The 25,957-nt window shown below is 59.6% G+C and carries 15 protein-coding genes and 1 tRNA gene; 6 read left to right on the top strand and 10 right to left on the bottom strand.

Annotation, left to right across the window (positions count from 1 at the left end):
• Positions 1 to 430: 430 nt before the first annotated feature.
• A complete protein-coding gene (locus AC27VJ_RS09375; RefSeq protein WP_488683784.1) occupies positions 431 to 2,368 on the top strand; it encodes a M23 family metallopeptidase in 1,938 nt (645 codons plus the stop codon).
• A gap of 58 nt (positions 2,369 to 2,426) precedes the next feature.
• Here the strand turns inward: AC27VJ_RS09375 and clpB are convergent, their stop codons facing one another.
• From clpB to AC27VJ_RS09360, 3 genes are all read right to left on the bottom strand, one after another.
• Positions 2,427 to 5,045, bottom strand: coding sequence for an ATP-dependent chaperone ClpB (gene clpB, locus AC27VJ_RS09370; protein ID WP_488683783.1), 2,619 nt, complete (start codon positions 5,043 to 5,045; stop codon positions 2,427 to 2,429).
• Positions 5,046 to 7,298: 2,253 nt separating this feature from the next.
• Positions 7,299 to 9,380, bottom strand: coding sequence for a penicillin-binding protein 1C (gene pbpC / locus AC27VJ_RS09365; RefSeq protein WP_488683782.1), 2,082 nt, complete (start codon positions 9,378 to 9,380; stop codon positions 7,299 to 7,301).
• Positions 9,377 to 14,830, bottom strand: coding sequence for an alpha-2-macroglobulin family protein (locus AC27VJ_RS09360; RefSeq protein WP_488683780.1), 5,454 nt, complete (start codon positions 14,828 to 14,830; stop codon positions 9,377 to 9,379). The genes pbpC and AC27VJ_RS09360 overlap by 4 nt, the downstream gene beginning before the upstream one ends.
• Before the next feature lie 293 nt (positions 14,831 to 15,123).
• On the opposite strand from AC27VJ_RS09360, the gene kduI reads away from it, so the two are divergent.
• Both kduI and AC27VJ_RS09350 read left to right on the top strand, forming a co-directional pair.
• Positions 15,124 to 15,966 (top strand): 5-dehydro-4-deoxy-D-glucuronate isomerase, encoded by an 843-nt coding sequence (gene kduI / locus AC27VJ_RS09355; RefSeq protein ID WP_488683779.1) that lies wholly within the window; start codon positions 15,124 to 15,126, stop codon positions 15,964 to 15,966.
• An 11-nt stretch (positions 15,967 to 15,977) separates the two neighbouring features.
• A complete protein-coding gene (locus AC27VJ_RS09350; protein ID WP_488683778.1) occupies positions 15,978 to 16,313 on the top strand; it encodes a cupin domain-containing protein in 336 nt (111 codons plus the stop codon).
• 69 nt (positions 16,314 to 16,382) lie between these two features.
• On the opposite strand, the gene AC27VJ_RS09345 is transcribed toward AC27VJ_RS09350, so the two are convergent.
• The 4 genes from AC27VJ_RS09345 to AC27VJ_RS09330 form a co-directional block, all read right to left on the bottom strand.
• Complete coding sequence (locus AC27VJ_RS09345; RefSeq protein ID WP_353577268.1) at positions 16,383 to 16,571, bottom strand: Trm112 family protein; 189 nt, start codon at positions 16,569 to 16,571, stop codon at positions 16,383 to 16,385.
• Between the two features lie 10 nt (positions 16,572 to 16,581).
• Positions 16,582 to 17,253 (bottom strand): LON peptidase substrate-binding domain-containing protein, encoded by a 672-nt coding sequence (locus AC27VJ_RS09340; RefSeq protein WP_353577267.1) that lies wholly within the window; start codon positions 17,251 to 17,253, stop codon positions 16,582 to 16,584.
• A 151-nt stretch (positions 17,254 to 17,404) separates the two neighbouring features.
• Positions 17,405 to 18,370: a thioredoxin gene (gene trxA / locus AC27VJ_RS09335; protein ID WP_488683777.1), complete on the bottom strand. Its 966-nt coding sequence runs from the start codon at positions 18,368 to 18,370 to the stop codon at positions 17,405 to 17,407.
• Positions 18,371 to 18,423: 53 nt separating this feature from the next.
• Positions 18,424 to 18,933, bottom strand: coding sequence for a prolyl-tRNA synthetase associated domain-containing protein (locus AC27VJ_RS09330; protein WP_488683776.1), 510 nt, complete (start codon positions 18,931 to 18,933; stop codon positions 18,424 to 18,426).
• A gap of 257 nt (positions 18,934 to 19,190) precedes the next feature.
• On the opposite strand from AC27VJ_RS09330, the gene AC27VJ_RS09325 reads away from it, so the two are divergent.
• Positions 19,191 to 19,265: transfer RNA gene (locus AC27VJ_RS09325), tRNA-Gly, on the top strand.
• A gap of 174 nt (positions 19,266 to 19,439) precedes the next feature.
• Here AC27VJ_RS09325 and AC27VJ_RS09320 read toward each other — a convergent pair.
• Positions 19,440 to 20,603 carry a M20 aminoacylase family protein gene (locus tag AC27VJ_RS09320; protein WP_488683775.1) on the bottom strand — a complete coding sequence of 388 codons (1,164 nt, stop codon included), beginning with the start codon at positions 20,601 to 20,603 and terminating at the stop codon, positions 19,440 to 19,442.
• Positions 20,604 to 20,846: 243 nt separating this feature from the next.
• Here AC27VJ_RS09320 and AC27VJ_RS09315 point away from each other — a divergent pair, with 243 nt between their 5' ends.
• Positions 20,847 to 21,893, top strand: a complete 1,047-nt coding sequence (locus AC27VJ_RS09315) for a D-alanyl-D-alanine carboxypeptidase family protein (protein WP_488683815.1) — start codon at positions 20,847 to 20,849, stop codon at positions 21,891 to 21,893.
• A gap of 132 nt (positions 21,894 to 22,025) precedes the next feature.
• On the top strand, positions 22,026 to 23,168 hold the full coding sequence (locus AC27VJ_RS09310) for a CobW family GTP-binding protein (RefSeq protein ID WP_488683774.1): 1,143 nt from the start codon (positions 22,026 to 22,028) through the stop codon (positions 23,166 to 23,168).
• Between the two features lie 12 nt (positions 23,169 to 23,180).
• Here the strand turns inward: AC27VJ_RS09310 and AC27VJ_RS09305 are convergent, their stop codons facing one another.
• Both AC27VJ_RS09305 and AC27VJ_RS09300 read right to left on the bottom strand, forming a co-directional pair.
• On the bottom strand, positions 23,181 to 24,353 hold the full coding sequence (locus AC27VJ_RS09305) for an L-talarate/galactarate dehydratase (protein ID WP_353577262.1): 1,173 nt from the start codon (positions 24,351 to 24,353) through the stop codon (positions 23,181 to 23,183).
• A 53-nt stretch (positions 24,354 to 24,406) separates the two neighbouring features.
• On the bottom strand, positions 24,407 to 25,906 hold the full coding sequence (locus tag AC27VJ_RS09300; protein WP_162727692.1) for a tripartite tricarboxylate transporter permease: 1,500 nt from the start codon (positions 25,904 to 25,906) through the stop codon (positions 24,407 to 24,409).
• Between the last annotated feature and the right edge of the window lie 51 nt (positions 25,907 to 25,957).

The following is a 25,957-nucleotide window of genomic DNA, read 5'->3' as shown; positions in this document are numbered from 1 at the left end:
CTCGCTCAATCTTCAGTTTTCTCTAGAACGAAGGACATCGTCGCCAGCAGCGCCGCCGCCCTCGTCAGTGAGCGGACTTATAGAGGACACACCCGAAACAAGTCAACAGCACACCTGTAAAAAAATAGACATATTTCATAGGCCATTGGTTTCGTAGGGTAATTTTAGATTTTGGTATCTTGGGCCGTCATATTGGCCAATTTCCTTCATACAGGGAAAGCGGAAAAGCTGCTCATAAGAAGGGATACTGTCTTAAGCGCCACGTTTTCGACATGACACATCCATATCCGGTATGCACGAAGCGGTCTGCATATAAAGGCGGGGAAGATTCGGGCGGGCATAAAGCCGACGTTTGACTCCGGACTTTGAAAGTTGCACATCTTCGGCTCACGGTTTCTGGAGATCAAATGAACGACTGGTCGCGACAGGCATGATGACGGATCGAGAGATGATCCGCTCGCTTGGAACCGAACCGCCCATTCTGGCGGAGGGACGGCGCGCCCCTGATCGGCGAGAGATTTCTCTGCGTTGGCTGAGCGGTACGTTTCTGACCGGCATTACCTCCTCCATCCTTATGGGTGTTGCCCTGTTTGCCGCGCTTGATGGCCGACAGCAGCTTGCCATTCCGGCAGAAGCCTTTGCGCGCGCCGATATGGAGCACGACGCATCCGAGACCGTGCGACGCGGTACGCGGCTTCTGGCACCCAATATTGCAGCGCGGCCATCCGACCGCTCGGTCATGGAAGTCTCGACCGTCATTCACGATGGTGACAAGGAAGTGGTGCGCAAAGTGCCATTCTCCCATGTGAAGATCGCGCTCGCCGCCAATTACAACAATCAGGAGGACTATCCTCCTTTCGATCCGCTGAACATCTTCGCCACCAATGACGATGCCTCGCCTGCAGCCAGCAAGACTGGCACGATCTATGGCTCCGAGGTGGAATCCGAAGTCAGCCTGAAGACGATTGCTTTCCCAACGAAGAACAGCCCCTTTGCCTATGCTGGCGGAATGAGCTTCGATGAGGTGGAAGAAGCTGTTCGCTCCAATGGCTCCATGTTGACCGATGGCAATGAGCAGCTTTCCGCCCTTTATTACATCGACCCACGCCGTTTCGAGGCCAGTGAAGATGTGGATGTGACGGCGGGGCTTTCGGCGCGCGTTGTCGAGCAGAACATGTCCGTTTCCACGCCGCAGGCCTCCACCGTCAAGGTGCAGGAATATGCCGACGACGTGATCCCGGTTCGTCAGGCCGAAACGATGGAGGAGGCACTGTTTGGCGCCGGGTACTCCAAGGAACAGGCCAAACAGACGGCTGCGGCCTTGAGCGCTGAAAACGGATCGGCAGAGGTTCAGGCCGGAGACGTGCTGCGCATCGGCATTTTGCAGAGCGAGGAAAAAAGCGACGTCGTGCGTGCGAGCCTTTATCGCAAGTCTCGCCACGTCGTAACCGTGGCGACCAGTGATACAAAACGTTTCATCAAGGCGACCGAGCCGCCGCATCTGGATGCGGTCGCCACGGCCTTTGACAGCAGCAATGCGCCACTAACGGCAAACCGTGATCTTCCGCGTGTTTACGATGGCGTTTATCGCGCGGCGCTGACCTATGGCATGAACCAGACGATGGTGGCGCAGCTGATCAAGCTTCTGGCCAGCAGCGTCGACTTCCAGGCGCAGCTGAAGCCGACGGATTCGCTTGAGGCCTTCTTCTCGGTCCAGGGGTCGGATGGCAAGGCGACAGACCAATCCGAACTGCTCTACGTGAATGCCAAATTCGGCGATAGCGAAACCCGCTTTTATCGCTTCCAGAACCCTGAGGATGGCAGCGTCGATTACTTCGATGGCCAGGGCAAGAGCATCCGGCAGTTCCTGATCCGCAACCCCGTGCCAAACGGTCGCATGACATCCGGCTTCGGCATGCGCCGTCATCCGGTCCTGCGCTTCAGCCGCATGCATACCGGCACCGACTGGGCAGCGCCACGCGGTACGCCGATCATCGCGACCGGCAATGGCGTTGTCGAGAAGGCAGGCTGGGCGTCCGGTTACGGCAACCAGACGCTGATCCGTCATGCTAATGGTTACGTGTCCTCTTACAATCACCAGAATGCGATTGCCAAAGGCGTCGTGGAAGGTGCTCGCGTGACCCAGGGTCAGGTGATCGGCTATGTCGGCTCTACCGGCCTATCGACCGGCGCGCATCTGCACTACGAGCTGATCGTTAATGGCACCAAGGTCGACGCGATGAAGGTGCGTCTGCCGGGTGGGAAGTCGCTTTCGGGCGAAGCGCTGGCGCGTTTTTCGGATGAGAGACGCCGGATCGATACGCTGCTGAACATCGATGGCAAGCCTGAACAGGTGGCAAGCCGCTAAATCATCGTTTCGGACAGAATGAAAAAGGGCTCCATCGCTGGAGCCCTTATCTGTTTCATCATGCCGCGTCGGCGGTTTCGACATCAGGACGCAGCGGCTTGACCTTGAATAGCAGCCTGTCCGTGCCCGAGGTGACCTTGACGCGCGAGCCATCCGGAATGTCGCCGCTCAGGATCATTTCGGCAAGCCGGTCCTGAACGCTCTTCTGAATGATGCGCTTCAGCGGGCGGGCACCGTAGGCAGGGTCGTAACCCTTGTCGGCCAGCCAGATGCGCGCATCCTCATCCAGATCCAGCACGATCTTGCGGTCGCTGAGCAGCGACACGAGACGCTGAAGCTGGATATCCACGATGGCACCCATTTCATTGCGATGCAGGCGATGGAACAGGATGATGTCATCGATACGGTTGAGGAATTCGGGCCGGAAATGTCCCCGGACACGCTCCATCACCATATCGCGGACAGAATCCACATCGTCATTATCGCCCATCTGCGTCAGGAACTCCGAACCGAGGTTGGAGGTCATGATGATGATGGTGTTCTTGAAATCGACAGTGCGGCCTTGCCCATCGGTCAGACGGCCATCATCCAACACCTGCAAGAGGACGTTGAACACGTCCGGATGCGCTTTTTCGATCTCGTCGAACAGCACGACCTGGTAGGGACGCCGACGAACAGCTTCCGTCAGTGCACCACCTTCTTCGTAGCCGACATAGCCAGGGGGCGCACCGATGAGCCGGGCAACGGAGTGTTTCTCCATATATTCCGACATATCGAGGCGAACCATCGCGGTCTCATCGTCAAACAGGAAGCGCGCCAAAGCCTTGGTCAGCTCTGTCTTGCCGACGCCCGTCGGTCCGAGGAAGATGAAGGAGCCAATCGGACGATTGGGGTCCTGCAAGCCGGCGCGCGCACGGCGAACCGCCTTGGACACGGCCTGAACCGCCTCGCCCTGTCCAACCACGGACTTGGCAAGCTCATCTTCCATGCGCAGCAGCTTTTCGCGCTGACCTTCCAGCATCCGGTCAACCGGAATGCCGGTCCAGCGGGAAACGACGTGAGCAATATTATCAGCCGTCACCACTTCCTGAACCATCGAAGCAGTGCCGCTGCTATCGCGTTCTTCCGCGGCAGCCAGTTCTTTTTCCAGGCCTGGAATGATGCCATAGGTCAACTCACCGGCACGCTGGAACTGGCCGTTGCGTTGAGCCGTCGCCAGCTCGTTGCGAGCCTCATCCAGCTGCTTTTTCAGGTCAGCCGCATGGCCAAGCTTCTGCTTTTCCGCCTGCCAGCGGGCCGTCAGCGCATCTGCCTTTTCTTCCGTATCGGCAAGCTCGTCTTCCAGCTTCTTCAACCGGTCAGCAGACGAGGTGTCGGTCTCCTGCTTCAAGGCTTCGCGCTCGATCTTGAGCTGGATGATACGGCGATCCAGTTCGTCCAGCTCTTCGGGCTTGCTGTCCACCTGCATACGAAGGCGCGAAGCAGCTTCGTCCATCAGGTCGATGGCCTTATCCGGCAGGAAGCGGTCAGTGATGTAGCGGTTGGACAAGGTCGCAGCCGCCACCAGAGCCGAATCCGAGATGCGGACCTTATGGTGCTGTTCGTATTTTTCCTTCAGGCCGCGCAGGATAGAGATCGTGTCCTCGACAGTGGGCTCATCCACCAGAACCGGCTGGAAACGACGGGCAAGTGCGGGATCTTTTTCCACATGCTTGCGATATTCATCCAGCGTGGTTGCGCCGACGCAATGCAGCTCGCCACGGGCCAGAGCCGGTTTCAGCAGGTTGGACGCATCCATGGCGCCATCTGCCTTGCCCGCGCCGACCAGCGTGTGCATTTCATCGATGAAGAGAACGATGCCACCAGCTTCCGCCTGCACTTCGTTCAGCACAGCCTTCAGACGCTCTTCGAACTCACCGCGATATTTCGCACCGGCAATCAGCGCACCCATATCGAGCGCCATCAGCTTCTTGTCTTTGAGGCTTTCCGGCACATCGCCATTGATGATGCGCAGAGCCAGACCTTCGGCAATCGCCGTTTTACCGACGCCGGGTTCACCGATCAGCACGGGGTTGTTCTTGGTGCGGCGCGACAGAACCTGAATGGTGCGACGGATTTCATCGTCACGACCAATCACCGGATCAAGCTTGCCATCGCGAGCTTCTGCCGTCAGATCGCGTGCGTATTTCTTCAACGCATCGAAACCCTGTTCGGCATTGGCGCTATCTGCGGTGCGGCCCTTGCGGATATCGTTGATGACCTGGTTCAGCGCCTGCGCGGTCACGCCTGCCTTCTTCAGGGAAGCGGAAGTCGACGCAGAGGTCTCGATGGCCATGGCCTGCAACAGCCGCTCCACGGTGACGAAGCTGTCGCCCGCTTTTTTGGAAATATCTTCGGCAGTTGAAAACACCTTGGCAAGCGGAGCCGTCAGCGACAGGCCGCCATTGCCGCCGGAGACTTTCGGCAGCTTGGCCAGCGCGGCATCATTGGCAAGACGCGCTTCCTTGGCATTGCCACCAGCACGCTCAATGAGCGCCGCCGCCATGCCCTGATCGTCGTCCAGCAGCACCTTCAAGACGTGTTCAGCCGCAAATTGCTGATGGTTTTCCGCCAGAGCATAGGTCTGCGCCGATTGCAGAAAACCGCGAACGCGCTCGGAATATTTTTCAATGTTCATCGTCAAACTCCTCTTACCGCCCTGCCCGCTCTCGGCACAGTTTGGAATGTTAGGGTTGAGGCTCCCTGAAGCGGCAAGCCCCGCTACGATATCAGGCTGTTGAGATTTGCCCGCATCGCCTTGAGTGGAAGGCTTAGCACGGTGCCGCGCATTCTACTCTGATGGGCTTGATATGGTATGGGATTTTGATTGTTTAAAGAGGTGGCTGATGGGGGTGTGGTGATTTTTTGGGGCGATGTTGGATTGTTGGCGTTGGAGCAAGATCGCCCCCCTCTGCCCTGCCGGGCATCTCCCCCACAGGTGGGGAGATTGGCTGGGGGCACGCTCACCACTCTATCCGCAACGGCAAAGATGGCCGAGAGTGAGCCTCTTGCCAATCTCCCCACCTGTGGGGGAGATGCCCGGCAGGGCAGAGGGGGTGATCTTGCTCTGCGCTCTGATGAGTAGGGCCAGCCACACCCGCCGCCCTCATGCTGAGGTGCTTTGACCGTAGGGCAAAGCCTCGAAGCATCCGCCACGGACTCTGCGCCGGGCACGCACTGCCCCAAGCCCGCAACCCCCGTCCTTCGAGGCCCCTGCGGGGCACCTCAGGATGAGGGTTGCTCTGTTGTGCCCTGCCTCCAGCTTCCAGCTCTTACTCCGCACTCTCAATAGGTAGGCCGGCCACACCCACTGCCCTCATGCTGAGGTGCTTTGGCCGAAGGACAAAGCCTCGAAGCATCCGCCGCAAACTCTGCCCCAAGCCCGCAACCCCCGTCCTTCGAGGCCCCTGCGGGGCACCTCAGGATGAGGGTTGCTCTGTTGCACCTGGCGTTCTTCGCCTTGCACCCAGCATCCAGCCACACCCTCCAAAATCCAATCCTGTCAAAAAACCCGGCCTGCTCGTGCCCAAGCTTCGCCGTTCACGCGGCAGCATCTGCCCGTGGCATGCTTTACTCTCATGTCCCATAACCATCAGCGGCCATGGGTATGTCGGACGGGGCGCTGTAAGCTGCCTCGTTGGGTAGTCTATAAATGGCACCTCGCAGCGCCCCGTTCGGCTCTTTTGGCCAAACAGCAATCCACTTGCCACGGCTGGCAGAACCCGAATGGCGAAGGCGAAACCTTGCCGGAGAACCGGTCGGACATTTTTCCAAGGTCCGACCCTTCCCATCCGGGTGGTGCCGCTCCCTTGCGGGAAAAGCACCCTGCCAGTTCGGCTGCACCTGCCTTCGATTTGCTCCCGCGCCGATAATCCAGGGGCGGGAGGATCGATCCGTTTTTCGCAAGGGCTTGCCGCTTCCGTAATGGCTGCGGCAAACGCTTTGCGATCCGTCCGCGCCGTTTCACAACGGTGCGGGGCAGATGCAGCGTGTTCCTGTGTACCGCCTGACTTTCGCCTCTCACCCCATAGTCGCGTTCGACCAGAGGACGATGAGCTGTCGGTACACCCGGCGACCAGGGTCGGGCATCGGGAGAATGACACTGGCCGGTCCGAAACCGTGTCATGCTCCTCCCGTTGCCGCCGGGGGGATTGCTGCTCAACCCCGGGATCGAAAGGTTTGCGTCACCCTCTCAACCCCAGCGCCGGTCCCGCCTCGCCGCAACGCCTTGCGGTGTATCCGAGGGCGGAACGGGGCCATTGTCGCTGAGGTTGGGAGGCTGTGAATGAAATTTTGCGGGAATTTTTTTGTGGGGTGGCGGGATTTTGTTTAAGGTGTTGATTTGGTTTGGGTGTTTTTATTGTTTTAGGTTTTTGGGTGGGGCTCACCCCCCTCTGCCCTGCCGGGCATCTCCCCCTCAGGTGGGGAGATTGGCTGGGGGTGAGCTTGCTGGCGATCTTGACCGTTTTGGACGGCGGAGGCAGATTCTGCCGGTTGGCCATCCCTCTGAGGGCCATGATTGGAGCGAGGCGCGTGCCTCTTGCCAATCTCCCCACCTGAGGGGGAGATGCCCGGCAGGGCAGAGGGGGGTGAGCGGCTGGCTCTGCGGCCTGCGGGTTTTCACTCGGCGCAAGTGGCGAACCCCTCACCTGAAAAATCTATGACTTAGCTTTGCTAAGATCATGATTTTTCTTCCTCTCCCACAGGGGGAGAGGTAACCCAGCCTCGCCGCATACTCTGCCCCGAGCACGCACCCCCCGTCCCTTCGAGGCCCCTAGGGGCACCTCAGGACGAGGGTTGCTCTGTTGCGGTGGATCTCTGACATTGCCTGCATCTTCGGCACCATGGGTTGCTTTCCAAACGGTAACGCCCACAGAAGCCGAGACAACCCCTACTCCACAAAAACCCGCACGCTTGACGCTCTCCCATCCGCATCGATCACCGTCAGCGTCGAAAACCCCTGTCCCTCCGGCAACCACTCACTGCTGCGACGACGGGACGGTTCGGGCAGCGGCTTGCCGTTGGCGAGCCAGTGAAAGGGCGCGCGGCCGCCCTGGAGTTTGATGACGAGGGGGGAGAGTTCGCCGCTCTGGCCGGTAAGTTCGATGCGGGCGCCCTCGGGCGGATAGACGATCTGCGGTGAGGGTTCGCGGCGCGACGCCGATAACAGGCCTGCTGGGGTGACGCTGAAGCGGCGTTGGTTTGCGGGCAGATCCTTATATGCCAACCGGGAGACGCCCGGTGGTGCAGGCGGGAACGGGGTGATGGCGATGCCGGATTTGGTGAAGGCTTCGAACAGGATGGGGGCTGCGGAGACGTAACCGGCGAGGCCGGGAACCGAGCCGTTATCGGCACGGCCTGCCCAGACGCCGATGACATAGCGGCCATCGTAACCCACCGACCATGCATCGCGATAACCATAGCTGGTGCCGGTCTTGTAGGCGATGCCGCGCTGCCTCATGCCGAGCGGCGGCAGGACGCCGGAGAGGACATCGCTGATGTTCCAGATGGCGGCTTTGGAAAACAGCGGGTCGACATCCAGAACCTTTGGTCTGGCGCGCACGCCATCGCCCAGCAGCACCGGCTGACCGCCATTGGCGAGGGCGGCGTAAAGCTGGACGAGATCGACGAGCGACAGGCCCGCACCGCCGAGCGCAATGGCGAGCCCCGGCGCTTCGGCCTTCGGCAGCACCATCTGGACCGAGGCGCGGCGGAAGCGGACCATGAGAGCGGCGGGGCTGACGGCATCCAGCAGGCGCACGGCGGGGACGTTGAGCGAGAGTTGCAGGGCCTGGCGAATGCTGACATCGCCCTGATACTGCATGTCGAAATTGCGCGGGCGGTAGCCGGAAAAATCTGCCGGGCGATCTTCGATGATGCTTTCCTGCGCAATCAGGCCGTTTTCGAAGGCAAGGCCATAGATGAAGGGTTTGAGCGTCGAGCCGGGAGAGCGCACCGCGCGGGACATTTCCACCCAGCCGCGGCGGTCATTGTCGAGAAAGTCCGACGAGCCGACGTCTGCAATGATGTCGCCGGTGGTGCTATCGGCCATGACGATGGCGACGGAGACCTTGTCGCCCAGCTTTTCGGCGGAGCGCTGCGCCAGGGCTTCGAGCTCTTTTTGAACCGGTAAGCGCAGGGTGGAGGCTACGGTGACGGATTGCGGGAAGCGGGCGCGCGCCGCCTGCGCCAAATGCGGGGCATAGGAGGGCAGATCGAGCCGTTTTACCGGAATGGCGGCGATTGTCGCGCGGGCGGCTTCGCCTTCACCCACCACCTTGGAGACGGCGAGACGTTGCAACACCCTTTCGCGGGCGAGCTTTGCGGCCTCGGGAAAGCGATCCGGGCGGCGTTTTTCCGGCAATTGCGGGAGGGAAACGAGGAGCGCCGCTTCTGCCGTTTCCAGCCGTTTCGGCTCCTTGCCGAACCATGCCAGACTGGCGGCTCTGATACCTTCCAGATTGCCGCCATAGGGCGCGATGTTGAGGTAGAAATCGATGATCTGCTGTTTGGTCAGCCGCCGCTCGATCTGCCAGGCGCGCGCCATCTGGAGGAATTTGGCGCTAAACGAGCGATCCGGGCGCGGCTCGATCAACCGTGCCACCTGCATGGACAGCGTGGAGGCGCCGGAAACGATGCGACCATGGGTCAGCAATTGCCAGGCGGCGCGGCCCAAGGCTGTGAAATCGACGCCGCCGTGATCGAAGAAGCGTTGATCCTCATAGGCAACCAGCATGCGGATGAATTGCGGATCGACATCCGCAGCGGACGTGTGCAGACGCCAGCGTCCGTCCGGCGTTGCGAAGGCGCGCAGCAGCTTGCCATCGGCATCCAGCACTTCCTGCGAGACGATGCGGGCATTTTGCAGCGGTGGTGGAAAGGCGCGGTCCAGACGGTCGAGGCCGTAGACCGCAGCGCCGGTCAGCACGGCCGAGACGAAAAAACCACTGACAAACGCCCGCCACCTGATCATTGCTGCGCTGCGCGGACCTCCATGCGCCCGGTTGCGGTGCGGGCGGAGAATTGCGGACGGTACATATCTTCCACCGACGCCGCCGGATTGTCGTAGGTGCCGGGGGTGACGGCGCGCACGACATAGGCGAACGTCATCTCCGAACTATCACCCGATGCACGGTCGAAGGCCGCAACGAAACGGTCGTAGCGGAATTCGGTGTGGGCGGCTTCGGTTTCCGGCAGCCAATCGAAATTGGAAAGGGCTGCGCTGTTGACGAGGCTCGGATTGTCGATCTCGAAGCCGGAAGGCAGGAGATCCGTGACCATGATGCGCGATTGCCAGTCGTTCTTGGGGGTAACAGTGAGGACGACGACATAACGTTCGTTCTGGGTCGCTTCGCTAATATTCACCTCTTCTCCATCCATCGAATAATAGTTCTTCTGGATATCGAAGCCTTCGCCGCCAGCCAGCAGCGGCTGGGCGGGTGGGGCAACGGTGGTGACAACAGCCGTTACCGTGTCTTTCGAGGCATTGGTGATCTTGATGGGCGATTGCAGCAGCTCATCGCCGCTGATGCTCTTGCTATAGCCGCCCTGTTCCAGCGTGCCGTTGATATCGAGCTTGACGTCCTTGTCTTCACCCTTCAGGGCGCGGGCGGCGAGCAGCATCCAGGCCTGTTCCTGCGTGCTGGTATAGGGCTTGGCGTCCCACGCCTTGGCCACCGCACTTGCCAGTTGCGGAACGACCGCAGGCACGGGGCGGCTTTCGGCGGCAAGTGCCAGCGAGGCGGCACCATCACGCAGGACCGAACCGTAATCGGCTCTGGAAAGGCTGACCTTGGTGGTGGCCGAGGCCATGCTGAGCGACGCACCGAAGACGGATTTGGCGCGCGCCGCATCGCCATAGAGCGACAGTGCCGAGGCCAGTTGCGCCTTGGCAAGCGGCGTCGGGAAATCCTTCAGCGCCGTGTCTGCATAATAGCGCAGATCGTTGATGGCGGCCTTGCGGTTGCGGGCGAGAACATAGAGCGAGTAGGCGATCTCGTTGCCACGATCCTTGACGTTGTTGTCATAGGCCAGACCGTTTTGCAGGTTGGTGAGGGCCTGCACCATCGCCGTCTCAGGCACATCGAAGGATTGCTCACGCGCGCGTGTCAGGAAGTCGGTGATATAGGCATCCAGCCACAGATCGCCCTCGCCCGGACCCCAGAGACCGAAGCCGCCGGAGGAGGACTGGAAGGACAGCACGCGATAGATCGCATCCTGTACGCGCTTGTGGATATCGGGATCGTCGGCACCGCCGCGCTGCTTCATCAGTTCGGAGAGATAGAGCAGAGGCAGCGCACGGCTGGTGGTCTGCTCGGCGCAACCATAGGGGTATTTGTCCAGCATCATCACCAGACCCGGCACATCGAAGGCGGGCGAGCGGGTGACGTTAACGGCAACAGAGGAGCCGAGAAGCATGCTTTCGGCCAGAAGATTGCCATCCACGGTCAAACTGCTGTTGGGCGCGATCTGAATGTTGCGTCGCGTGATGACCGGCAGCACGGCAGGGCGAACCGGAATGTTCAGCACCTGCTGCAATGACAGGCCGCTGGCATTGGCAAGCGTGATGGTAATCGCGCCATCGCCGGGATTTTCTCCCGTCAGCGGCACCGTCAGCGATGTCTTGCCGCCCTTCTGCAAGGTGAGTGTCTGCGAGACCTCACCCTCATCGACGGTGATGGACATGTTGCTGGCGATACCCAGCTTGTAATCGCCCGCCTCACCATCAGTATTGGCGATATCGATGCGCATTTGCGAGACATCGCCGGGGCTCAGGAACTTCGGCGCGCTGGCGGTAATGACGACGGGATCACGGATGACCACGTCAGAGACAGCATGGCCGACACCGGTCTTGGTCCAGGCCACAGCCATGACGCGGGCGGTGCCGTTGAACTGCGGGATGTCGAAACGGATGGTGGCCTTGCCCTGCGCATCCAGCTCGACTGGACCGGCAAAGAACGCAACCAGCTTTTCCTTGGGCGGGCTGCCTTGCAAGGCGACCTGTCCGCCGTCACCGCCGGTTCTGAGACGCCCCGTGGCACCCAGCGATCCATCGATCAGGCGGCCATAGAGATCGCGGATTTCCAGACCCAGACGCCGCTGGCCAAAATACCAGTCATCGGGCTTGGGCGGCTCGTAACGGGTGAGGTTGAGAATGCCGACATCGACAGCGGCAACCGTGACATAGGCCTTGTCGCCCGCACCGGCACCGGAAACCTGAACGGGGATTTCCAGCGGTTGGCGTGGCAGGGTCTGCTTGGGAAGTGTGAGCGCGATGCCGAGCTTGCGTTCGCCGGGATCGACCGCCAGCCATTTGATTCCGATGGCGCGCATGGGCATACGGCTTTCCTGCGCATCGCCGGGGCGGAACAGGGTGGCGGTGACGTAGGAACCTGCGCCCCACTCTTGCGTGACGGGAATATCCACCTCGCCACCCTTGTCACCGATCTCGACATTCTGGACGGCAATCAGCTTTTCCGAGCCGGATGTGATCATCAGCTGGCCTGCATAGCGCGACGTGATCTGCAATTTGGCGGTCTCGCCGATCTTGTAGCTCTGCTTGTCGAGCGCGATTTCCAGCGCATCGGGCGTTTCGGTGGAGCTTGCGGAGACGTACCAGCCGGCATCGAACTCGACGCTGGAGGTGGGCCCGTTGTTTTCAGCGGATTCGACTTCGAGACGATAGCGACCCCATGAGGCAGGCACGGAAATTTCGCCACCATTGGCATCGATGGCCAATGTGCCTGTCTGCACCTGCTTGGTGTAGACGACCGGCTCATAACGCCAGGAATTGCCCTGACGATACCATTGATAATTCCGCTCGACTTTGATGAGCTTCCATGTGAGGCCACTCATGGCCTGTTTGCTTCCATCAGGACCAAGGCCGATAACGTGGAAACGACCGATGGAATTTTCAGCCAGATCACCGGAAAATTCCGGCTTGATGCCGATCATCGCGCTATCGGATTTGACCGGTAGCGTCAGAGACCGTTCCACCGCGCGGCCACCGGCTTCGCGCATGCGCAGGGTGATATCGGCAGAGAGATACTGCGTGGTGGAGGGCAGATCGGCCAGCGCGACGTTGAAGGTTGCCTTGCCGTTTTCATCCAGCACGGGAAGATCATCCAGCGTGGTGCGGCTTTCCTCCTCCGTTTCCTCGTCCGCCAGGCCGAACATATAGCCTTCGAAGCCCGGGTGGGTGCGGGTGGGCTTCAGCGCGATTTCGCCTTCGAGCGTCAACCCGGCGGCGGGTGCGCCGTAGAGATAACGGCCATCGACATCGATGGCGGCATCACCTGCCGGGTCGATGTCCTTGGCCTTGCTGGTCAGATCGAATTCGGTACGATCCGGCACGAAATCGTCAACGAGGAAAGATTTCTGGCTGATGGCAGCCGTCTTCGGGTCCGTATGGATGGCCAAGGTCCAGGTGCCGCGCATGGCACTGTCCTGCAGGGCCAGATCGACCGCATAACCACCCAGCGCCTTGCCATCGGCAACGAAGCGGCGGTCCTCCACGCCATCGGGCCGCGAGAAGATGAAGGTGAGCGGCAGGTTCTCCACCGCATTGCCTTCGATATCGCGGGCCAGCGCCGCCGCATGCACGGTTTCACCGGCACGGTAGATGCCGCGTTCCGTCCAGCTGAAGACATCGATGGCACCGGGGGCGGCGCGACCGGTAACGCCACGGTCGGACAGGTCGAACCCGGCGCGGGTCATATCGAGAAAGACGTAATCCGTGTCGCCATTGCGCGCCGTGATGATGGCAGGCGCCTGACCGGCGGTGCCGCGCATGAGGCCTGCGGAAAACACCGCGCGGCCCTGCGCATCCGTCGTTGCTGTGCCGAGAACTTCATTGTTCTTGGCAAGGAGTTGGAGCTCCACGCCATCAAGCGGTTTTGCACTGCTGAGCGCGCGAACGAAGACATTCAGCCCATCCGTTCCGGCGTAGGTGGTGATGCCGGTATCGGAAACGAGAAACCATTGCGTGGCGCGCGAATCCCAGCTTTCCGGCGCGGTGCCGGGTGGAACGGCGGTCAGCACATAGATGCCGGGCTTGCGCTGCGGCAGCGCTTCATCCACCGGGAAGCTGGTGACGACATCCTTGTTCAGTTCGTTCTGGATATCGATGCCGCCCTGCCAGACGAGTTCGCCGATCTCGTTTTCGATCCGCTCTGCGCCATAGCCATCCATTTGCGTCAGGAACTGCGAGTTGGTGAGCAGGCTGGTGATGCTGCGATCGCCCACCCGGTAAAGCTTGAGATCGGCGTGATCGATATTGACGGAGACGAGCGGAATGCCACGGCGGGCGGTGCCGGGCAGAACGAAATTCTCACCGGTAAAGCGCACCGACCCAGACCGGTCGCGGACGTAAATGTCGAGATCGACCTGCTTTTCCAGCGGCTCTTCGACCGATGACGGCAGACCGGCGCGAAGCGAAATCTTGTAGCGCTGCCCGTGGGTCAGGCCCTCCACGCAAATTTCGCTGCTCTTGGCTTCGATGGCCTTGGGGGCAGCGCCATCCAGCGTGACGAAGGAAGAATAATCGACGCCGTTTTTGACCAGCGGTTCGGAGAACTGAATGCAGGCGCGCGGGCTGACGCTGTCGGTATCAACCGTGTTGTTGGTGACCCGGAAGCCCTGACGCGCCTTCAAATCCACATAGGCGGCGCGGGTCTTGGCATTGTCCGACAGCGCAAGGCTGGTCTTGTAGCTATCGAGCGCTGCGCGGTAGCTCTGCGTTTTCTCAAAGGCCTTTGCCAGCGTGTTGAGCGCATCGATGCGCGCGCTGACGGTGCGGCTGAGCGAATAGGCATTGAGGGCGGCGGTGGCCGATTGCCCCGATATCTCGTAATTATTGTCTATTCGTGCGGCTGTGCGGGACAGCTCGGACCAAACCGCGCCATCATCCGGGTTCAGCGCCAGAGCGGATTTATAGCTCTCGACCGCCTGGGGAATGTTGGCCGCGCCTGCAAATTGCCGGGCCTGCGCCAGAAGCGCTTCAACACCCTGCGACTGGTCCGCATCCGATGCCGCAAGGCCTGCCTTCAGACGTCGCGCCTGCTGGTACAGGCTGTCATCCACGAAGGAGAGTTTCTGTGGTGCGCCAATATCCGGCTCGCTGGCGACTTCCACCACCTTGCCAGCGACCGCGCCGGGGAAGGCGTTGAGCTGGTTGAAATCCGATTTCAGGAAGCACCATTGCACCTTGGGATTATAGGTGAAGGCCTTGCAGGCCTTGTCATTGATGCAGATGGTTTCGCATTGCGGCAGGGAGACGTTCTGCTCTGTGCGAAGATCGAAGCCGAAATAATCACCATTTTGGGTGGTGACGACCTTTCTTGTTGCGTCCTGCGCAAGCGCTGGCTGGATGGCCAGAGTGGCTGCAACGAAAAACAGGCTCTTCAAAACAGAACGCACGAACATTGGTCCCTCCCCGGTACGCACGACCGCCGCGACTCTGCTCGGATTTCATTCAGAAAGTCAATGCGATCTGGAGTGCTCGGGCGCAGTCATATACAGCGCTTCCTACGCCCAGTGGCTTGCACAAAAGCGTGGCTGCAAAACCTGCCTTACATGTTGGCATATCCATGAAATTCAGCGTTTGCAGCCATTTCCTGCGGTAAACCGCTGCCAATCCTTTCGCCGCTATCGATTGACATAGGATTTCTATCGCATATATGTATGACAACTTTGCCTGAGATATGATTGGGAGAACAATGGGCCAGACACAGTACACAAACCGCTTCGCCATCGACCCGAAGACGGCTGCCAAATTCGGCACCGAGGAACTTCGCGAGAACTTTCTGCTGCCGCCACTGTTCGTCAACGATACCGTTCAGCTGCACTACACCAATTACGACCGCATGATCGTGGGTGGTGCCGTGCCGGTGTCCGGTTCGCTGGAACTGGAAGCCATCAAGCCAACCGGCACGAAATCCTTTCTGGATCGTCGCGAGCTGATCGTCGTCAACATTGGCGGCAAGGGCACCGTGACGGTGGATGGCACGGATTTTGAAGCCGGCACGCGCGACATGGTCTATGCGGGTCTTGGTGCAAAGGTATCCTTCGCATCCGCCTCTTCCGAAACGCCTGCGAAATTCTATCTGCTGAGCGCACCGGCGCATGCCGCCTACCCGGCTAAGCATATCAGCATCAGTGATGCCAAGCGCGTCGATCTCGGTTCGCAGGCAACCAGCAACGAACGCTCGATTTTCCAGTTCATCCACCCGGAAGGCGTTAAGACCTGCCAGCTGGTTGTCGGCATGACCAGCCTTGCGCCTGGCTCCGTCTGGAACACTATGCCATGCCATATTCACGACCGGCGCATGGAAGCCTATCTTTATTTCGACTTGCCGGAGACGGCGCGCGTCTTCCACTTCCTGGGTGAACCGAACGAAACGCGCCATCTGGTGATGAAGAATGAGGAAGCGGCTTTGTCTCCCGGCTGGTCCATCCATTCCGGTGCCGGAACTGCCAATTATTCCTTCATCTGGGCCATGGCCGGTGACAATGTCGACTATACCGACGTCGATCTCGTTGCCATTGATGATCTGAAATAAGGACACGCGATATGAGCGAGAGCAAAGCCTTCGTCAATGCCGGTGACGGCCAGTGGACGCCAACCGAACCTGGCGTTTCCCGCCGCATCATGGCCTATCTGCCGGAAATGATGATGGTCGAAGTCGTCTTCGAAGCGGGCGCCGTCGGCTCGCTCCACTCACACCCGCATATTCAGGCGAGCTACGTGGCCGAAGGCCGTTTCGAGGTAACGATCGACGGCGTGACACAGGAACTGGCGCAGGGCGGCAGTTTCATCGTCAAGCCTGATCTGGTGCATGGGGTGAAGGCGCTGGAAAAGGGACGCCTGATCGATACGTTTACGCCGCACCGGGCGGAGTTTCTTTGAGGTTTAATTGATCTCAAAAGCTATTCCCGTCATCCGTATCAACTACGGGATGACGGGGAATAGTGACGTTCAGTCCTCGATCCGTCTGGCTTCCGAAATCAGCATGATCGGCACGCCATCCCTTATGGGATAAGCGAGCTTGGCGCTTTCGGAGATCAGTTCGCTGCGCTCGCGATTATAGGACAGCCGGCCCTTGGTGAGGGGGCAGACCAGAAGGTCCAGCAGCTTGGGATCGACATTGCTCACCTTTTCATCCATCGGAGCCCCATCACTGCAATGTCGTACCGCCGTCATTGCCAGCTTGGGCAACGGCGATTTCGGTGATGGCGATCAGGGTATCGGCGCGGGATTTCAGGTCCGGGGCTTCCAGCAAAGCCTGTTTTTCCGCTGGCCCAAAGGGCGACATCATCGACAGTGAGTTGACGAGAACGCGGTTTCCGGCGCGCTCGACGCTGTCCCAATCCGCTTCCAGCTGGTTGGCATCCAGAAAGGCGCGGAACACCCGCAGCAGATTTTCCCGATCCACGGCATCCTCATCATATTCGCCTGAGAGATCGGAGATGAAGGGTGCGTGGCGGAAAGTGCGGTAGGGCTTGCCGGTGGAGACCTCTTCCAGCAGGCGGAAGCGGCAAACGCCGCTCAGCGAAACGATGTAGCGCCCATCGCCCGTTTCCGAAAAGGATGTGACGCGACCGAGACAACCGACCTGGCTAAGGGGACCGGTGCCGGTACCACTATCCAGAGCCTGAAGAGAGGGCTGGACCATGCCGATCAGCCTGTCGCTGGCCATGGCGGCATCGAACATGGCGAGGTAGCGCGGCTCGAATATGTTGAGAGGCAATTGCCCCTCGGGCAAAAGCAGAACACCGGGCAAGGGGAACACGGGCACCACGTCCGGAAGATCGGAGCTTTTCAGATATCTCGCGTTTCCGACATGCATGGATGAGCCCTCGGTTGGAGACATGATCGCGACGTTACGGAACGTCGCGATTGCATATCCGCGTCAGACATCTGCCTTGCAGTTGCTGCGCATCTATGCGGCATATCCTTTATAAATGTGGTTTGCGGCCACTGATCGCAAGACGCAAGGCTTATGAAAACAGAATGGACGACAGCTTGCGACGTGCGGTGACGGAGGCCGGATCCTTGAAACCCCAGCCCTCCAGAAACTCTACGAGCTGTTTGCGCGCGCCATCGTCTTCAAAGGTGCGGTCCTTGCGCATGACAGTCAGCAACTGATCGGCAGCTTCATCGCGCTTTCCCTGCGCATTGAAGATTTTCGCAAGCTTCATGCGGGCATCGTGATTGTCCGGATTGGCCGACAATTCACGTTCCAGCGCTGCCGGATCACCCAGCAGGCGGGCCTCTTCATATTGTGCCAGCTTTTTCGACACGGCCTGAAGCGCGGGATCCTCGAGAAGCTCTGCGGGGACGGAGGCCAGAAGATCGCTGGCGCGCTGATATTCGCCAAGCGCAATCATGCAATCGGCAATACCGGCGATGGCGGTCGCGTTTTCCGGGTCCACCTGCATGACGAAACCGAAAAGCTGTGCTGCGCCCTGATGATCGCCATCGGCCAGAAGCTGCTTTGCTTCGGCAAGGGCCGCTTCGATTTCAGCTGCGGGATCATTGGCGGCGGGACCGGCGATCTTGTCGATAAATTCCCGGATCTGGCTTTCCGGCACGGCGCCCATGAAGCCATCCACCGGGCGACCGTCCTGAAAGGCGACGATGGCGGGAATGGACTGAATGCCCAGCTGGCCGGGAATGGAAGGGTGGTCATCGATGTTGAGCTTGACGAGCTTGACGCGACCGCCAGCCTCGTTGACGACTTTTTCCAGCACCGGCGTCAGTTGCTTGCAAGGTCCGCACCACGGCGCCCAGAAATCTACCAGTATGGGCTGGCGGCGCGATTCCTCCATGACATCCTTGGGGAAATTCGCCGTCGTCGTATCCTTGATATGCGAGGCCGTAGCCGTCGCACCCGGCGCGCTGCCATAATTGACGGAGCCAGTCATCTGTCCGCTGTTGGACGTTCCGTAGGGATTATCGCTCATATAAGTCTCCGTTCATGTCGCAGCATGCCGCCATCTGGCGCAAAGATCGTACTTTACTCGGTCACTTTCAAGACGAGCGGTGTGTGACCCGTCGCTTCCAGAAAGCGAATGAGGTCGTCGCGCCCGATGGTGGTGGTGGCATCGTTGGACAGCGGGTGGCCGTTGATGAAATCATGCTTCATCAACTCGCTGTCGAGCACGAAGGTCACGTCGTGTCCCGTATCGTTGATGGCACCGAAAACGGTGACGGAGCCGGGTATGACGCCCAGATATTCCAGCATCTTTTCCGGCCTGCCGAACGACACGCGGCTGGACGCATCGATGATCTTGTGGACCGTCTTCAAATCGACAGTCGCATTTTCTTCCACCGTCAGGACGAAATATCTGTCCTTCTTGTCTTTTACGAAAAGGTTCTTGGTATGGCCGCCGGGAATGCGATCCCGCAGCGATTCCGACTCGGCAACAGTGAAGACCGGCTCATGGTCGACGGTCGTATGCGCAATGCCAAGCCCATCCAGCAAAGCGAAAAGGTCCTGCGCTGTCTTGGGCGATTGCTCGGTCATATTGGGTTTCTCGCGACATCGGATTCGGTTTTCGTTGCCATTGTCATTAGGCCCTCAAAACCGGTTTTGCAATTGGCTTTGAGATTTCAGTATCAAAAAAATCAAATGTTTTCCGTTACTTGTGTGGTTTTTTAAAATTTTCTGCAGCTTTTTGTCATTTCCCTGTTGCATTTAAAAAGCGGTTGAGCGATATAGCCCTCGTCGCCGCAACGCAGCGACCCGCGGTTCAGCGATCTACCCCGAACCAGCGGATTTGAGCGGGTGTAGCTCAGGGGTAGAGCACAACCTTGCCAAGGTTGGGGTCGAGGGTTCAAATCCCTTCGCCCGCTCCAATTTTCCTCAGATTGAGAAAATTGCCACCGATGCCCGGTATTGGGCTGACAACTTCCATTCATTCCGACACTTATCCGCAGGCATTTCGTCGTCATTTTCGGCTGCTTTTATTGTTTTAAAAAAGCCGGCAGAGGCTGCGACCGCACGATGACGCACGGTCGCTCGAAATCGTTTCACCCACCCAGACGCTGTTCGGCGAGCTTGACCCAATAGGACACGCCGTAAGCGATTGCGTCGTCGTTGAAGTCGTAGCTGGGATTGTGCAGACCGGCGCTATCGCCATTGCCGATGAAGATGAAAGCGCCGGGGCGTTCCTTCAGCATGTAGGAGAAGTCTTCTCCGGCCATGGAGGGATCGACATCGGGGTCGACGTTCTTGTCGCCCACCACCTCGCGCGCGATGCGGATGGCGTGGTCGGTTTCGTCTGCATGGTTGACGGTGACGGGGCAATAGCGCTCATAGACGGCCTCGGCTTCTGCGCCATTGGCCTGCGCGATGCCTTCTGCCATCTGCTTGATGCGTGCTTCGGCGGCATCGCGCACGGATTCGTCCAGCGTGCGCACCGTGCCCGCAATCAGAGCTTCATTGGGGATGATATTGTGGCTGGAGCCCGCCTGAAAACGGGTGACGGACACGACGACGGAACGGATGGGGTCGGTGTTGCGCGATGCGATCATCTGCAGATTGGTGACGATCTGCGCGCCGATCGAAATCGGGTCTATCGTGCGGTGCGGTTGCGCCGCATGGCCGCCGCGGCCCTTGACGAGAATGGAGAATTTGTCCGGTGCTGCCATGATGCCGCCCTTGCGGATGGCAAAGGCACCGAGGGGAATGCCCGGCATATTGTGCATGCCATAGACTTCATCGATCTTGAAACGCTCCATCAAGCCGTCTTCCACCATGGCAAGCGCGCCTGCGCCACCTTCTTCGGCGGGCTGGAAGATGAGGGCGACGGAGCCGGAGAAATTGCGGGTTTCCGCCAGATGTTTTGCCGCACCCAGAAGCATCGCCATATGGCCGTCATGGCCGCAGGCATGCATCTTGCCATCGACTTTCGAGGCCCAGTCCCGACCGGTCTCCTCGACGATGGGCAGGGCATCCATGTCAGATCTCAGGCCGATGGTGCGGCCTTGACCGTGGCGTCCGTGGATGACGCCGACGACGCCGGTGCGGCCGATACCCGTCACGATTTCGTCAACGCCGAAGGATTTCAGCTTTTCGGCAACGAAGGCTGCCGTGTCATGCACATCGTAGAGCAGTTCAGGGTTTTCATGGAGATGACGTCGCCATTCGCTGGCTTCCGCCTGCAATTCCGCAGCTCTATTCAAAATCGGCATTCATTTATCCCTGATGTTCCATTCTCGACATGATAAGCTTAGCTCCTCCGCGGTGGATATTGCGCCGCATAATTGACGCAATCAATGTACTTTGCCATTGCTAGGCCATATATGGTGAATATTGCAAATCCCGAAACGATGACGGGAATTCGAGGATACGCCTTGCAGGAAAACTCCAGACACCGCCGCGCCGCAGGGCGGCTCGTAAAAACCATTGCCGCGATCTCTGCCAGTGTGCTGGCGATGACATCCGTTGGACACGCCAACCCCAAGATGGTGATTGACGTGCGCACTGGCAAGGTGATCTCGCATCAGGAAGCCTTTCGCAAGTGGTATCCAGCCTCGCTGACCAAGCTGATGACGGCCTATCTGGCATTCAGCGCCATGAAATCCGGCAAGCTGAGCCCCACGACGGAAGTTGTGATGAGCAAGAAGGCTGCCGACCAGCCCGCCAGCAAGATGTATTTCAAGCCCGGCTCGAAGCTGACGCTGGACAGCGCACTGAAGCTGCTGCTGATCAAATCCGCAAACGACGTGGCGGTGGCCATTGCCGAGACCGTGGGGGGTACAACCGACAATTTCGTGGCGCAGATGAATGCGCAGGCCGCGCGTCTGGGCATGTCATCCACCCACTACATCAACCCCAATGGCCTGCCCGGCAAAGGGCAGTACACGACCGCGCGTGACCTCGCTGTTCTGGCGCTGATCCTCAAGCGCGAATTTCCCGAATATGCCGGCTATTTCTCGCTGGAAGGCGTCAGTACGGGCAAGAAGAATTACGCCAACTACAACATGCTGGTGGGTCGCTTCGATGGTGCCGATGGCATGAAGACCGGCTTCATCTGTGCGTCGGGCTTCAATCAGGTGTCCTCTGCCTCCCGCAATGGCCGTCAGGTCGTCAGCGTCGTATTGGGCGCAGACAGCCTTGCGGGCCGTACCGACCAGTCCGCCGACCTGCTGCAAATGGGACTGACCTCACCTTCAGGCCAGGGCGTATCGCTGGCGTCGCTGGCGCCTTATGGCGACACTGATCTCAATGATGTCAGCGCCGATATCTGCAATCCCAAGGCCGCGAAAGTGCGCAGCGAAAGCCGGGATGACGCAGGCCGCATGATCATCAAATCACCCTATGTGCAGGAAATGACCCGCCCGCCGGTCTATTCATATGCGGGCCTTATTCCCGGCAGCGAAACCCTTGCCGCCAATGCGACGCCTGCAACGGCGACCACGACGACCGCGAAGGGCAGCCCGGCCAATGTGCCGATCCCCATTCCGCGCCCGGCATTCTGATCCACACGTCACAAAGGCTCGCTCTTCGGATCGGGCCTTTTTCTTTTTCATAAAATCGATGCTTTCGCAGGCGGCCATTCTTGCTATAAGACGTGCCTCAGCACGTAATGTTCTAACACTACAGGTCGCCACATGGCACTCGAACGTATTCCGGTTTCCATCATCACGGGTTTTCTCGGCGCGGGAAAATCGACGCTGCTCAATCGTCTTCTGAAAGACCCTGCCATGCAGGATGCGGCGATCATCATCAACGAATTCGGCGATGTCAGCATTGACCATCTGCTGGTGGAGCGTTCCGGCGACGGCATTATCGAGCTGGCCGAAGGTTGCCTGTGCTGCACGGTGCGCGGCGAGCTGGTGGATACGCTGGCGGAGCTGATGGATGGAATTCAGACCGGCAAGCTGAAACCGGTCAACCGCGTGGTCATCGAAACCACCGGTCTTGCCGACCCGGCCCCGGTGATGCAATCGATCATCGGGAACCCTGTTATCGCCCAGAATTTTTCGCTGAACGGCATGGTGACGGTGGTGGATGCCGTGAACGGCGCAGCGACGCTCGATCATCATCCCGAGGCGGTGAAGCAGGTGGCGGTGGCCGACCGGCTGGTGCTGACCAAACAGGCATTGGCCAGCGAGGCGCAGGTCGCCGCGCTGACTGAGCGGCTGGCCGCGCTCAATCCCCCCGCGCCGATTGAAAACGGCGATAGTGAAGACTGGCCTGCGGTGGCACTGCTGGAAAACGGCCTTTACGACGCGACGAACAAGCTGGGCGATGTAAGCCGCTGGCTTGGTGAAGAAGATGCGCATGACCACGAGCACGGGCATGAACATCACCACCATGACGACCACGACCACGGCGATCACCACCACGATCATCATCACGATGTGAACCGTCACAATAGCTCGATCCGCTCATTCTCCATCGTTCATGAACAGCCCATCGACCCGATGGCGCTGGAAATGTTCGTGGACCTGTTGCGGTCTGCCCATGGCGAAAAGCTGTTGCGCATGAAGGCCATCGTGCAGCTGTCCGACAATCCAGACCGTCCGCTGGTGCTGCATGGCGTGCAATCCATCTTCCACCCGCCACAGCGCCTTGCCGCATGGCCCGACCCATCCGACAGGCGCACGCGCATGGTGCTGATTACCCATGATCTTCCGGAAGCTTTCGTGAAAGACCTGTTCGGCGCTTTCACCGGTGCGGTGCGCATCGACAAGCCAGACCGGCAAGCGGTGATGGACAATCCGCTGGCCGTTCCGGGTATGCGGTTTTAGGCAGCCCCCTGATCAGGGGCGCTTGCCGAATTCGGCTTCGCCTCTGACCCATTTGAAGGCCTGTTCCGACAGCGTGATGCCGAGCCCTGGTCGCTGCGGAACGAGCATGCGGCCATCGCGGATTTCCAGCCGTTCATTGAACAGTGGATCGAGCCAGTCGAAATGTTCGACCCATGGCTCCAGCTCATAGGCTGCTGACAGATGCAGATGGATTTCCATGGCAAAATGCGGCGCAAGCTGTAGCTTCTTGGCCTCTGCCAGCGCGCAAATCTTCAGGAAGGGTGTGATTCCGCCGACGCGCGGAGCGTCCGGCTGAATGAAATCGACGGAATTGTTGTTGATCAGCGCCACATGCTCCAGCACGCTGGTCAGCATTTCGCCGGTGGCGATGGGCGTATCAAGATGTGCGGCCAGTGCGGCGTGACCTTCCACGTCATAGGCATCCAGCGGCTCTTCGATCCAGGTGAGATTATAGGGCTCCATCAGTCTGCCGAACCGCATCGCAGTCGGGCGGTCCCATTGCTGGTTGGCATCGACCATCATCGCCGCGCGGCCCGCAATATGCTCATGCACGGCCTGCACACGCTTCAGGTCGGTGGCCATATCCGGCTGACCGACCTTGATCTTGATACCGCCGATGCCGCTCGCAATCGCATGGTCGACATTCTCCAAAACCTCTTCGATGGGCGAAGACAGGAAGCCGCCAGAGGTATTGTAGCACTGGACGGAATCGCGGTGGGCGCCCAGCAGCTTGGCAAGGGGCAGGCCCGCGCGCTTGGCCTTGAGGTCCCAGAGCGCGATATCGAAGGCGGCGATGGCCTGAACGGCAAGACCGCTGCGCCCGACCGAAGCGCCTGCCCAGCAGAGCTTCAGCCAGAGTTTTCCGATATCGCTGGGATCTTCACCGATCAGAACATTCGCGACCTCTTTGGCATGTTCGAACTGGCCGGGGCCACCAGCGCGCTTCGAATAGCTGAAGCCGATGCCGCTGTGGCCTGATGTCGTCTCCACCTCAACGAAGAGGAAGGCGACTTCCGTCAAGGGCTTTTGCCGACCGGTCAGAACCTTGGCGTCGCTGATCGGCGTCTTGAGCGGCAGATAGATGGAGGAGAGTTTGATCCAGGCGATCTTGTCGCCACCGGTCTGCGGCGGCACGAGATCGGACTTCACGACATGCGTATTCATGACAAAAACCTCTATTGAATGATGCTATATGCGGCAGGCCGTTGGCCTGCGGATTATTCGGTGAATGCCTCTTCGCGTTTGCGGCTGATGCTGGGTGACAACACCAGAGCGAGAACGAGAACGGCGATGACCAGCAGCGAAAGGCTGAGCGGGCTGCGCACAAAAATCGTCGGGTCGCCCTGGCTGATCAGCATGGCGCGGCGCAGGTTTTCTTCCAGCATGGGGCCGAGAATAAAGCCGAGCAACAAGGGCGCCGGTTCAAACCGCAATTTGCTGAGCGCAAAGCCGATGACGCTGAAGCCTGCCATGACGAATACGTCGAAGACGCTGTTGTTGATGCTGTAAGCCCCGATGCAACAGAAGGCGATGATACCCGGAAACAGCACGTGATAGGGGATCGTCAGCATCCGCACCCAAAGCCCGATCAGCGGCAGGTTGAGGATGACGAGCATGAGGTTGCCCACCCACATGGAGACGATCATGCCCCAGAACATTGCGGGTTCGTCCGAGATGACATTGGGGCCGGGTGTGATGCCCTGAATGATCATCGCCCCTACCATCAGCGCCATGACCGGATTGCCGGGAATGCCGAGTGTCAGCATGGGAATGAAGGATGTCTGTGCGCCGGCATTGTTGGCCGATTCCGGGGCGGCGACCCCTTCGATAGCGCCCTTGCCGAATTCCGCACTGTTGCGTGAAACGCGTTTTTCAACGGCATAGGATGCGAAAGAGGCAAGCATTGCCCCACCACCGGGCAAGACACCCAACAACGAGCCAAGCGTCGTGCCGCGCAGGACCGGGCCGATAATCCGCTTGAAGTCATCCTTGGTCAGCATAAGGCCGGTGACACGTTTTACGCCGACGGAGCGTTCATGCTCGCTTTCCAGATTGCGCATGATTTCGCAGATGCCGAAGATGCCCATGCTGACGGCAACGAAATTGAGGCCGTCATAGAGTTCCGGAATGCCGAAGACATAACGCGGGCTGCCGCTTTCCACGTCCGTGCCGATGGTCCCCAGCAGCAAACCGAACAGGATCATCGCCACCGCCTTGAGCAGCGAGCCACTTGCAAGCGCGACCGATGCCACGAGACCGAGGATCATCAGCGAAAAATATTCCGCCGGGCCGAATTTGAGCGCGACGGCGGCAAGCGGCGGGGCTGCGACCGCCAGAAGCACGGTGGCGACTGAGCCCGCGAAAAACGAGCCGAGCGCCGCCGTGGCCAAGGCCGGGCCTGCCCGCCCGTTGCGGGCCATCTGGTAACCATCAATGGCGGTGACCACCGACGAGCTTTCACCGGGCAGGTTGATGAGAATGGCCGTGGTCGAGCCGCCATATTGCGCGCCGTAGAAAATGCCCGCGAGCATGATCAGGGACGATTCAGGCGGAAGCCCGAATGTGATGGGCAGCAGCATGGCAATGGTGGCGGTTGGGCCGAGGCCCGGCAAAACGCCGATGGCCGTGCCCAAAAGGCACCCGATAAAGCAATAGACGAGGTTGAGAGGCAGAAAGGCGGTGTTCGCGCCAAGCCAGAGGTCTGAAAATAAATCCATGATCAATCCCGATCCGGTTTTGCCGGTATGAGAGCATCGGACCGAAACGAG

It is taken from the genome of Agrobacterium sp. 20P9.1.2 (assembly GCF_057799395.1).
Note: the sequence above shows the minus strand (reverse complement) of the source record. Positions and strands in the feature narration are given on the sequence as shown.